Origin of the sequence: Nocardia sp. NPDC049737 (genome assembly GCF_040674755.1) — a bacterium.
Lineage (GTDB): Bacteria > Actinomycetota > Actinomycetes > Mycobacteriales > Mycobacteriaceae > Nocardia.
Map to the genome: position 1 here is coordinate 170,843 of NZ_JBFANH010000015.1, position 11,180 is coordinate 182,022.

An 11,180-nucleotide genomic window follows, 5' to 3' on the forward strand; every position below is an offset into this window, starting at 1 on the left:
GTGGTGCGACCAACCCTATGAGCCGATTCTTGGAGGTTTCTGGGACGCGGTGAGACGAAGGCAATTCAGCGCTGCGCACCGGTGGGCAGCGTCATCGACAGCGTCGCGCCGCCGCCGTCGTGATTGCGAGCCGAAACCGTACCGCCGTGCCTGGCGGCGATCTCGCTGACCAATGACAGACCGAGCCCGTAGCGACGTCGTTCGCTCGGGTTCGCGGTGGTCGGCGTCGACGCGAAACGGGTGAACAGGATGGGCAGAACATCGGTATCGATCCCGGGGCCGTCGTCGGTGACATCGATCCGCACATGTCGGCCATCGCTTCCGAGCACCACCCGCACCAGACTATCCGCATGACGTATTCCGTTGTCCAACAAAGCATTCACGGCTCGCCGCAGCCCCGCTTCGAAGCCTTGCAGCTGCACCGGTGCGGCGATCATTTCTAGTCGGACACCACGCTGGTCGGCCGCCGGTTCGGCGGCGCTCACCGCATCCCGTAGCAGGGCAGCCAGATCGAATGGCCGAGGCTGAGCCTCCTGTCGGGGATCGGCCGCCAGCAGCAGGTCATCGAGAATGTCGGCCAGCTGACCAGCATCGACTACCAGACTGTCGACCTCGGCTTCGGCCGGGTGGCCGCGCAGGTGCCGCCGCAATAGCTGGGCCCTGGTGCTCAACAGCGTCAGCGGGGTGCGCAGTTCATGGCCCGCGTCGGCGACGAACCGGCGTTGCAATGTCAGCGCCGCGATAAGCGGGGTTACCGCCCTGCGCGCGACCCAGGCACCGGTCAGTATCGCCAGCAGCATTCCGATGGCGCCGCACACCAGCAAGACCGCGCCCAGACCCCGTGCCTCGCGCTCGGCCGCCCGCAGGTCGTACACCGCCTGGATCACCGCGTCGCCGCGCTGCTCGGTGCGGATCCGGTACCGTCGGTCACCGATCGACACCTCCGCGGTTCGCGGCGCACCGTCGTGTTCGGCCTGCCGCATGGCGGCCTCGTCGGGCAGACCCGGCGGCAGCCCCGGACTGGCCTGCGTGCGGCCTGCCCGCCGGATCACCAGCCAGGTCCCCGCGGGTGGGTCGTTAACATCGTCGGCCTCGGCGATGGCTGTGGCCAGCGACCTGTTCTGGTCATTGCGCGCACTGTGCGATACGACCATGATCACGGCCACGCCGAGCAACAGCACGGTCACCAGCACGGCGGCAGCCGACTGCAGTCCGACCCGCAGCATCGTCCGCCGGATCAGGCGCGCGTCTGCTGAGTCGGTCCGGCGCCGCCTCATCGACCACGTCCCAGCTCATACCCGCGGCCACGTACGGTGTCGATCGCCGTGCGACCGAGCTTTCGACGCAGGTAGTGGACATAGGTATCGACCACCACCGGGCTCTCGGCGTCGTCGAACACGATAGCCAGCAATTGTTTGCGCGAGAATACAACTCCTGGCCGCGATGCCAGCGTGGCCAGCAGATCGCATTCCCGTTCGGAGAGCCGGACCACCGCCGCGGTATCAGCCACGACGACGCAGCGGCTGTCCAGCTCGAGTCTTCCTTTCGGCACCGGCAGAGAACGCGCGACATCCAGGTGTCGGCGTCGCAGAGCCCGCAGCCTGGCGAGCAATTCCGCCACATCGAACGGCTTACCCAGATAGTCCTCGGCGCCGGCGTCGAGTCCCGCCACCCGATCCGCCGGATTGGCGAGTGCGGACAGGATCAACATCGGAGTGACGATGCCACGGACCCGCAGCCTCATCAGCAGATCCAGCCCATCAATCGCGGGCAACCCCCGATCGAACAGCATCACGTCGTACTCGCGAGTGAGACCGAGGTGCAATCCCTGCTGGCCGTCTGCGGCGATGTCGACCTGATACCCCTCCTCGGTGAGCAACCCACCAAGCATCGCGAGCAATTGCGGGTCGTCCTCGACGACCAGCACCCGCGGCAGATCGGTATCGATCACCCGCGCATTCTCGCACTTCGGCGAACCCGTCTCGATCGACCAGTGGTGGTGGCCTGGCGCCCTATCGGCTGGGAGTTAATGACAACGACTCCCATTGTTGCGGGGTGGCTGTACCCACCTTGCCCTGGGTGTCCAGGGTCGGACACGGTGTAGCCGGAGGCGGTCCACTGGCAGGTCGGTCATCGCCGCAGGGATGGCCTGATGCCGGATTGGGTTGTTGGGGAGGCGTATTCGGGTTCGTCGGTGAGCGTGAAATAGTTCTCCTCCTCCTGTCGAAAGTGCAGCTTCAGCAGGACGTAGAGTCCATACAGGCAGGCCAGGAGATCATCGATCTGGTCGGCGCCGATGCGGCCAGTGGTACGCGCCATGCGGAGGTGGTTACCGATCCGGACGGTGAGTCGCTGGATCTCAGCATGCGTGCGACTCATCGTGGCGGTGGCCTCGACGCTGCCGAGTGGAGTCGCCAGAGCCGGATACAGTTCGGTTTCCTCGGCGACTTCGTGAGGCAGCAGTTCCTCGACGAGAAACCTGTACGCGGCCTCGACCGCGGACAACGCAGTCTCGTCGCCGCTGCGCTCGGCGAGACGATCGGCGGCGGCGCGGAGCAATCCGAGTGTGTCGCGCAGCGCCTCATGTTCGCCGGCGAAGCGGCGCAGCATAGCCTCGGTTTCAGGGGCGAGTTCGGTGCGCAGTGCCGGATTGTCACGCAGGGCGCGTAGCGCATTGAGGATCACCGCCACATCGATGCCTTCCTGCAGCAGCGCACCGGCGGCGGGTGGCAGCCAGCCGACGGCAGCGACGATCATGGCCAGCAGCGACAGGCTCATGCCGACGACGGCGCTCTGCACGGCGATGCGGCGTGACCAGCGGGCGGTGTCCATGGCATCGGCGAGCCGGTCGAGCCGATCGGTGGTGAGCACGATGTCGGCGGCTTCCGACGAGGCGGTGGATCCGCGCGCCCCCATCGCGACGCCGACGGTGGCGGCGGCCAGTGCTGGGGCGTCGTTGACACCGTCACCGACCATCACTGTCACCGCGTGTTCACGTTCGCGGCGCACGGCATCGACCTTGTCGGCGGGGCTTTGCTCGGCATACACCTCGTCCAGGTCGAGTACGGTGGCGACTTCGCGCGCGGGTTCAGGCCGGTCGCCGGTGAGCATGACCAGTCGGTTCAGACCGGCCTCACGCAGTCGCCGAATGGTGCGGGGTGCGTGTCGGCGCAATGGGTCTCGCAGCAGGATCGCTGCTGCGAGTTCGCCGTCGACGACGATCCAGGCGATCGCGGCCGAGTCCAGGCTTGCTTTGTTGACGACCGCGCGGGCCCAGCCGGCACTCGTGAACGAGTCGCGCAGTTTGCCGACATCAACCCGGTGGCCGTCCACGGTGCCCGACACCCCGCGCCCGGCCTGCTCAGCCACTTCGGTGGGTGCCGACAGGTCGATACCGCGCGAGAGTGCTTCGGTGACTATCGCTTCGGCCAGCACGTGCGGCGACACCTGATCCACCGACGCGGCCAGCCGCATCATCTCCGCCGCCTCGCGGCCCGGTGCGGCTATTACTTCGACGACTTGTGGGCGGCCCGCGGTGAGAGTGCCGGTCTTGTCCATCACCAAAGTTGTTGCGTCGCCGAGGCTTTCCAATGCGCTACCGCCACGCACGACGACTCCCAGGCGCGACGCCCGCGACAGTCCCGAGACGATCGCCACCGGGGCGGCCAACAGCAGCGGGCACGGTGTCGCGACCACCAAGACGGCGACCGCCCGCACCGCCGACCCGCTCATTGCGTAAGCGGCACCTGCGACCAGTAGCGCGAGCGGCAGGAACCATGCCGCATATCGGTCGGCAAGCCGCACCACCGGCGCGTTCTCGGCGCCGGCCTGCTCGGCCAGCCGCACAATCCCGGCGTAGGTACTCTCGGCCGCCGTCGCGCTCGCACGCATCTCGAACGCATCGCCGGCATTGACGACACCGCTGCGCACCGGCTCGCCGACCCCACGCTCCACCTGCAGCGGTTCCCCGGTCAGCACCGACTCGTCCAGTACCGCAACGGTATTCAGGATTCGCCCGTCGACCGGCACTATCTCACCCGCGGCGACCACCAGCACGTCATCGACGACGACCTGGCCGAGCGGAATCACCGTCACCTCATCGCCGACACGACGGCGAGCCGACCGGGGTGCGTGCTCCAACAGGGCGCGCAGATCCCGTGAAGCACGGCGTTCGGCGGCGGCGTCGAGGGCTCGTCCACCGGCCAGCATGACGGCAATCAATGCGCCTGCGAGATACTCGCCGACCCACAGCGTTCCCGCCAACGACAACACCGCGATCAGGTCGACACCGGCCCGGCCCTTCACAAGCGTGGCGATCATCCAGAAGAGCGCGGGAACGAACGCCGCCACTGTCGCCGCGATCCAGAACCCGTCGGCAGCACCGCCTAAACCGAACACCCACAGGACCGCGCCGATCGCCAGCGCTGCCACAGTGACCACCACCAGCACCGGTGCCAGCCAACCGCCCAGCCGTGCCGCCCACGACCGAGCCTGCCTGGTCATTCGACTCATCAGATACTCCTCCCGACCGGGGTAAACGCCGATCCATCCCACTGCACCGCAGCGCGCATGATCGACGGAAGAGGCCGGGGTCCCTTTTGCCGATGTCCTAGGCCACCGCTGAGTCGATAGGCGGCGGTCAGGGCTTGTGGCGCGTTCACCCCGCCGGACGTACCCGTGTGGACGATCGAGCAATCCGGCGTTCCCGAAGTCCGCATCATGATGCTGGTTCGCGCTGTCGGCGGGCGCGCGGACAGCCATGGACGACACCGTCGTTGCCACGACTTTCGATTCTGCGGGTGTGACCACACCCGCCCTGCACATCAGCCGATGGCCGGAGCGGGTCTGCTGTCCGTTCCATTCGCTGTGCGCGCTACCGCGCACCCCGAGTCACCGACGTTGCCGTGAGTGCTGTCAAGCGGTCTGACCCGATATTCTTGGATCACTGTGTTTTCGGGACAATGACCCGGACCTGGTCGACGTAGGCTCCGCGCCCGGACCGTGTCGTCTTTCCGCGTCTGCGGCAGCTGACCGAGTAGCACATCAGGTGCCCTGCTCGCGTTCGGTGGTCGGCGGGCCCGAGTACGGCCGTTGCAGGGCAGCGAATTCCGGCGTTCTCGCCGCGATGATCAGGGCGTCGAGCAGGGCGGCGCCTTTCTCGACATCGGGAATCCGAGTGAGGACCGGGCCGAAGAAACCGTGGCCGTCGATGGCGATGATCGGGCTGCCACCGCGCCCTCCTAGCACTTGCTGGCTGACCTCGTGGGCGTCGGCAACGGCTTGGTCCAGTTCGCTGGCGTCGAGGGTATCGGCCAGTGACCGGTCCATTCCGAGACTTTGGAGTATGTCCGCGATGGCGGCGAGAGTGACCTCTTCCCGCTGGGCATGGGCGCTCGCGCCGAAGGCTCGATACAGGCGCGCGACCCATCCGGTCCGTGCTGGTCGGTGACGGCCGCGAAGAGGCGCCCGAGCCGCCGCGATCTGTCGATCATGGGCCGATGATGGGAGTCGACGTCGTTGCCGTCATTGAGCACGGCCAAGCTCATTTGCCGCAGCGTGACCGGCGTCCGATGCTCGTTGGCGGCATCCAGCAGCCACTGGGCGGCCACCCATCCGAATGGGCACACCGGGTCGAGGTAGAGATCTATCGCGGCCATTTTCAGCTTCCTTCCATATCGGCGTCCGGCGACTCCGACATGCGCTGTGCCGAATGCCACCCTTCACTCTCATATACCCCTGGGGGTATCTTCGGGTCTGACGTCAATATACCCCCTGGGGTATGAAGGAGATAGCGATGACCGACTCTGTGGTTGTTTCCCCGGCTCGCGACACCGCACGGCCGAGCAGCTCCGGCGGGATGCTGGGCAGGCTCGGATCCGTGATGGCCAGGCATGCCCGGGTCGTGTTCGGTGTCTGGTTGCTGGTGTTGATCGTCCTGGGCGCCGCCGCGCCGAGTGTGTTCACCTCGCTCGCGGGAGCGGGGTGGCAGGCCGATGGGTCGGAGTCGGTGCGGGTGCGCGAGCTGGCGCAGCAGCATTTCGGCGGGAACTCCTCGGCGGCGGTGGAGGTGGTGGTCCATTCCGATAACGAGACCATCGAGAGTCCGGGTGTTCAGCGGGTTCTCGGCGAGATCGCCGAGGTCTTCACCAGCGATGCGCGCTTCGGTGAACTGATCGCACCACAGTCGGGGACCTCGATCACCCCGGACGGGCACACCGGGATTTTCATTGCGGGTGCGAACGCCTCCACCGATGACATGGTCAAGGCCGTCGACGAGCACTCCGACGCGTTGAGCGCCTTGTCCGGCAACGGCATCGAGGTCTATCCCACGGGCAGCTCAGCGCTGTGGAGCGACTTCAACAAGGCCAATCACGACGCGATGATCAAGGCCGAAATGTTTTCCTGGCCGGTGACTTTGGCGATCATGGTGCTGGCGTTCGGATCCCTCGTCGCCGCCGGGCTGCCGCTGCTGCTCACCCTGGCGGGGCTGGTCGCCTCGGCCGGTGGACTGGTACTGCTCAACCACTTCACCTCGATCTCGGTGTGGGCAATGAACTTCGCGATGATGTTCGCCTTGGCGCTCGGTATCGACTACGCGCTGTTCATCGTCGCCCGATTCCGTGACGCACGCACCACCGCCCCCAGCCCCGACGCGGCGGTTGCCGAAACGATGAATACCGCGGGCAAGGCGGTTGCGCTGTCCGGGCTGACGGTCCTGGTCAGCTTGTCGGCGGTGCTGATCGTCCCAGCGCCCGCGGTGCGCACGATGGCGGTCGGGATCATGTTCGCGGTGTTCTTCGTGCTGCTGGCCACCATGACCCTGCTGCCCGCCGCGTTGGGGGCGCTGGGCGGCAAGATCAATGCCGGTGCGCTGCCGCACGCCATGCGGCAGCAGCACCGCTCGCCGCGGTTCGCCGCGTGGGGTGGGCTGCTACACAACCATCCGTGGCCGTTCGCGATCGGCGCGGTCACGGTGCTGATCGCCCTGTCGATCCCAGTGTTCGGACTGAAAGTAGCCATGCCCTCCATCCAGGTCGTGCCGACTGACGCGCCGGTGCGCCAAGGCTACGAACTGATCCAAGCCCAGATGGGCGAGGGCGCACCCGGCATGCTGCAGATCATCACCCCGGCCACCCAGGCCGCACAGGCTGCCGAGGCCGCCAAAGGGGTTGACGGGATCAGCATGGTCACCCCGCCGCAGCTCGCACTCGACGACAGCGGCCTAGCGACGATGCAGGCACTACCCGAGGTCGATCCATCGGACCCGCGGATGGGCGGAATCCTCGACCGATTGCGTGACGAGCTGCCCGCTGCCGCACTGGTCGGCGGCGCACCCGCGGAGAACCTCGACCTGCAGCAAGCTCTCGACGACTACTTCCCTATCATCGTGGCGATCATCCTCGTCCTCGGCTTTGCCCTGCTGCTGATCGCGCTGCAGGCACCGGTGATCGCCGCCCTCGGCACCGTGGTCAGCCTGCTGTCCACCGCCGCGGCCTTCGGCGTCGCGAAACTGATCTTCCAGGACGGACACGGCGCAGGACTGCTCGGCTTCACCCCGCAAGGCTTCCTCGACGGGTGGGGACCGGTGTTCTTCTTCGCCATGATCTTCGCGATCGCGATGGACTACACGGTATTCCTGCTGGCCACCGCCAAGGAACACTACGAGCACACCGGTGACCCGAAGACCGCCCAGGTCGACGGCCTGGCGCACTCCGGACGGGTGATCTTCGCCGCCGCCGCGGTAATGGTCGCGGTGTTCTTCACCTTCGCACTCTCCGAGCCGCTGCCCCCGAAGGAGATGGGCATCATCCTCGGCGTCGCGGTCCTGCTCGACGCGGCCGCGGTACGACTGGTGCTACTGCCGGTACTACTGCGGCTGACCGGACACGGCGCCTGGTGGTCACCGAACTGGCTGCGCAAGGCACTCCCCCCGATCAGCTTCGCCCACCACTGAAATCACCTCCACCGCGCACCGCACCCACCGACCCGCATATACCCCCACGGGTATCCTTGAGTGAGGTATTCAAACGAAAGGGGAAACACCATGGTCGGCAACGAAGAAACTATCGCCCAGGTACTCAACCGGCTGCGCCGCGCACACGGCCAACTCGCCGGAGTGATCTCCATGATCGAGCAGGGCCGCGACTGCAAGGACGTCGTCACCCAACTCGCCGCCGTGTCACGCGCACTCGACCGGGCCGGATTCAAGATCGTCGCCACCGGACTGCGCGAATGCCTCACCGGACAAAGCACCGACGGTTCCGAGCCGATGACCGAAGCCGAGCTGGAGAAGCTTTTCCTCGCCCTGGCCTGAACAACCAAGAGTCCCCACACGATTGGAGATCATGCACATACCGACTCGCCAGCGCGGCTGGTCCATCGCGCGGCTCGTGCCGCTGCTGGCAGGCACGTTCGTACTGGTCAGCACACTGCTGGCCGCGGTGGCCTCGCAATGGTGGCTGATATTGACCGGAATCGTCGGCGCGAACCTGCTGTTCTACAGCGCCATGGGATGGTGTCCGGCGACACTACTGCTCCATCGCCTGGGCGTTCCCGACACCGCGACCAACTGCGCAATGCCACACACCCGACACCGCATCACCCAACCGAACCGGCAGAAAGCAGACCGCAATCATGAACCTAGCCCTCTCGACCACACTGCACACCAACTTCGACGAAGCCGTTGAACTGACCCGTAAAGCCCTGTCCGAACAGGGATTCGGCGTCCTCACCGACATCGACATGCAAGCCACACTGAAGGCCAAACTCGGCCAGGATATGGAGAACTACCGAATCCTCGGTGCCTGCAACCCACCCCTGGCTCACCGCGCCGTCGGCGTGAACCGCCAGATCGGACTCCTACTGCCCTGCAACGTGATCGTCCGCAGCGACCCCACGGCCGCCGAGACCATCATCGTCGAAGCCATGAACCCGGACCTCATGGTCCAGGTCACCGGCGAACCCGAACTCGAACCCATCGCCGCCGAAGCCGCCACCAAACTCCGCGCAGCCATCCAATCGCTACAAGACCACTGACTCGACGTCCGATGATGCGGTCGGTCAACCCACGCGCACACGGGTCACGCTGGCGGTACGGTCCAGATGCCCATACGGCTTGCCGGTCGTATCTGGTCAAGACGGCCGATCGCCGAGAGTCGTCTTCTGGTTTCGTTCGCGGGCACGGTCCAGCAGTTCTGTGATTCCGTGCTCGATTTCGTCGGCGATCAGGTCGATATCCGGGGTGGTGTCGTAGTCACCGGTGATGCCGAAGGTCAGCCGGTCGGTGTAGCTGAGGATCGCGATGGTGGTGCGCAGTCGCATGGCGATCGGGATACAGGGCAGGATTTCCAGGACCTCACGGCCCTGTAGCGATAACTTCCGCCTCGGGCCGGGGACATTCGTGGCGAGCGCGCTGACACCGTGCTGGGGGTAATGCATGGCCAGCCGCAGGGTCCACGCGACGAATGCGAACGGGAGCCGACCCGCCATCGACAGTACGGACTTCTCGGCTTCGGCCTCACCGCGTGATCGATGTCGTGCGATGCGCTGGTGGACGGCGGTGAGCCGCTCGACCGGATCGGAGATCTCGACCGGCAGATACGGCAGCATCGCCGAAACTCGGTTGTCGAGAACATATTTCGCGTCCTCGCGACGCATGGACACCGGCACCAGAATGCGGATCTTATCGGCGGTCGGTTCCTCGCCGCGCTTGTGCAGCACGGTGCGGTAGGCCGAGGCGATGGCTGCGAGGGCGACATCGTTGACAGTCACACCGAATGCGGCCCGGATCTTCGCGATGTCCGCCAGTGACGTGCGTGCGACGGCGTAGCGCCGCTGTCGGCCGATCGGGCCGTTGAACGAGGATGTGCCGGTCGGCGTTACCGCGGCGTACACGACCGGAATCAGGGCCCGCGTGATGTCGAAGGCCATTCTCGGCATGGCCATCGACAGTCGAATGCCCTCGGCCGCCAAGCCGAAAGCGTTGATCCGTTGACGTGTACCGGTGCTCAGGCGCGGCGCACTCGTGCTGGATTCCGGATCGCAGAGACTCTCGAACAGGCCGATGCCGGACGCGCCGTCCACCATAGTGTGATGGGCTTTGATGATCAGCGCCCAGCGATCCGCTGCCAGATGCTCGACGACGATGCACTGCCACAGCGGGTGGTCTCGGTCGAGTCGTTCCTCGAGTTCGGCGGCGACCAATTCGCGCAGCGCCGCCTCGTCGCCGGGCTCCGGCAGCGCCGTCCACCGCAGGTGATGTGCCAGATCGAAATTTGGATCGTCCTCCCACACCGGGGCGGTGAGATCCGCGACGGTCCGGCGTACTCGCTGGCGGAGCCGACTATCGCTCACCAGGCTGCCAGCCATCGCGGCGGTGAACTCCTGGCGCGTCGGTACCGGACCGGCGATGATCGCAACCGCGCCGATCCCGAGACTGATGTGCCGGTCGGCGTCTTCCATCTCCATGAAACCCGAATCGAGCGGGCCCAATTCGCTCATCACAGCCACCTACCCCGGCAGCCGCCGAGGCCCGGCCACCGGCTGGGAACTGCCTGCTATAACGGCAATTCTTCTCAGTGGGGTGCCGCCGGGCCGATGCCAAGGTAACCGGGGATGGTGACGTTGGCCCCCGACACTCGGGCAAGCGCGCGGAACGGTCTCAACGACGTCCTGTGGCCGATGTCCTGTCGCGCGGCGCGGTGCGGGGCCTACTGGCCCGGGGCGATTCGGAATGCCGGATAGTCCGGGGAGATAGGCTCGAAGGCGGCGACCGGGGCATCGCGTGGTACTGGGATGTGCGGTCGCGCGCCGGGTGCGAGTTGGAGGTAGCGCCGTAGGATCGGGGCCCGGCTTTCCGTATCGACCGACACCAGCCGGACCGATTCCCGGCGACCGTGCCGCAGGATGGCTCGGCCGCCCGCGGCGGTCAGATTGCGCACCCAGTTGACGTTGGCACCGAGCATCGACACCACATAGCGCCGACCGTCGAATTCGGTCAGCACGATCGGAAACCAGATGAGGCGACCGCTGCGCCGCCCCCGGATCCCCAACGCCGCGACCCGGCGGGGCATGATTCCGGCCGCGAAAGCGCGGGCTGAGAGCCAATTCTGTACGCGCGCGAACAGATTCGGACGGCCGGTGCGATACAGCCAGCGCAGATAGTCGTGATACCACCGCAT

9 protein-coding genes and 1 pseudogene are annotated in these 11,180 nt (G+C 66.3%); 4 read left to right on the top strand and 6 right to left on the bottom strand.

The annotated features are described in order from the left end of the window. Window positions 1-65: 65 nt before the first annotated feature. From AB0J47_RS21370 to AB0J47_RS21385, 4 genes are all read right to left on the bottom strand, one after another. On the bottom strand, window positions 66-1,277 hold the full coding sequence (locus AB0J47_RS21370; protein WP_364348311.1) for a HAMP domain-containing sensor histidine kinase: 1,212 nt from the start codon (window positions 1,275-1,277) through the stop codon (window positions 66-68). Continuing rightward, window positions 1,274-1,951 (bottom strand): response regulator transcription factor, encoded by a 678-nt coding sequence (locus tag AB0J47_RS21375; protein ID WP_364348314.1) that lies wholly within the window; start codon window positions 1,949-1,951, stop codon window positions 1,274-1,276. The genes AB0J47_RS21370 and AB0J47_RS21375 overlap by 4 nt, the downstream gene beginning before the upstream one ends. Before the next feature lie 179 nt (window positions 1,952-2,130). Then, complete coding sequence (locus tag AB0J47_RS21380; protein ID WP_364348496.1) at window positions 2,131-4,503, bottom strand: heavy metal translocating P-type ATPase; 2,373 nt, start codon at window positions 4,501-4,503, stop codon at window positions 2,131-2,133. Between the two features lie 540 nt (window positions 4,504-5,043). Further along, on the bottom strand, window positions 5,044-5,328 hold the full coding sequence (locus AB0J47_RS21385; protein WP_364348317.1) for a hypothetical protein: 285 nt from the start codon (window positions 5,326-5,328) through the stop codon (window positions 5,044-5,046). Window positions 5,329-5,794: 466 nt separating this feature from the next. Here AB0J47_RS21385 and AB0J47_RS21390 point away from each other — a divergent pair, with 466 nt between their 5' ends. From AB0J47_RS21390 to AB0J47_RS21405, 4 genes and pseudogenes are all read left to right on the top strand, one after another. Next, entirely contained in the window at window positions 5,795-7,954 is a 2,160-nt protein-coding gene (locus tag AB0J47_RS21390) for an MMPL family transporter (RefSeq protein ID WP_364348320.1), read from the top strand. A 90-nt stretch (window positions 7,955-8,044) separates the two neighbouring features. Next, complete coding sequence (locus tag AB0J47_RS21395; protein WP_364348323.1) at window positions 8,045-8,314, top strand: metal-sensitive transcriptional regulator; 270 nt, start codon at window positions 8,045-8,047, stop codon at window positions 8,312-8,314. Window positions 8,315-8,345: 31 nt separating this feature from the next. Then, a pseudogene (locus AB0J47_RS21400) lies at window positions 8,346-8,555 on the top strand (DUF2892 domain-containing protein); the annotation flags it as partial. A 79-nt stretch (window positions 8,556-8,634) separates the two neighbouring features. After that, a complete protein-coding gene (locus AB0J47_RS21405) occupies window positions 8,635-9,036 on the top strand; it encodes a DUF302 domain-containing protein (protein WP_364348326.1) in 402 nt (133 codons plus the stop codon). A gap of 96 nt (window positions 9,037-9,132) precedes the next feature. On the opposite strand, the gene AB0J47_RS21410 is transcribed toward AB0J47_RS21405, so the two are convergent. Both AB0J47_RS21410 and AB0J47_RS21415 read right to left on the bottom strand, forming a co-directional pair. Continuing rightward, window positions 9,133-10,500, bottom strand: a complete 1,368-nt coding sequence (locus tag AB0J47_RS21410; protein WP_364348329.1) for a wax ester/triacylglycerol synthase family O-acyltransferase — start codon at window positions 10,498-10,500, stop codon at window positions 9,133-9,135. A 209-nt stretch (window positions 10,501-10,709) separates the two neighbouring features. Continuing rightward, window positions 10,710-11,180, bottom strand: coding sequence for a nitroreductase family deazaflavin-dependent oxidoreductase (locus AB0J47_RS21415; protein WP_364348332.1), 471 nt, complete (start codon window positions 11,178-11,180; stop codon window positions 10,710-10,712).

Coding starts and splice junctions, on each gene's coding strand:
- AB0J47_RS21370 (WP_364348311.1), bottom strand. CDS start 1,277: ATGAGGCGGCGCCGGACCGACTCAGCAGACGCGCGCCTGATCCGGCGG.
- AB0J47_RS21380 (WP_364348496.1), bottom strand. CDS start 4,503: ATGACCAGGCAGGCTCGGTCGTGGGCGGCACGGCTGGGCGGTTGGCTG.
- AB0J47_RS21385 (WP_364348317.1), bottom strand. CDS start 5,328: ATGGACCGGTCACTGGCCGATACCCTCGACGCCAGCGAACTGGACCAA.
- AB0J47_RS21390 (WP_364348320.1), top strand. CDS start 5,795: ATGACCGACTCTGTGGTTGTTTCCCCGGCTCGCGACACCGCACGGCCG.
- AB0J47_RS21395 (WP_364348323.1), top strand. CDS start 8,045: ATGGTCGGCAACGAAGAAACTATCGCCCAGGTACTCAACCGGCTGCGC.
- AB0J47_RS21405 (WP_364348326.1), top strand. CDS start 8,635: ATGAACCTAGCCCTCTCGACCACACTGCACACCAACTTCGACGAAGCC.
- AB0J47_RS21410 (WP_364348329.1), bottom strand. CDS start 10,500: ATGAGCGAATTGGGCCCGCTCGATTCGGGTTTCATGGAGATGGAAGAC.
- AB0J47_RS21415 (WP_364348332.1), bottom strand. CDS start 11,180: ATGCGGTGGTATCACGACTATCTGCGCTGGCTGTATCGCACCGGCCGT.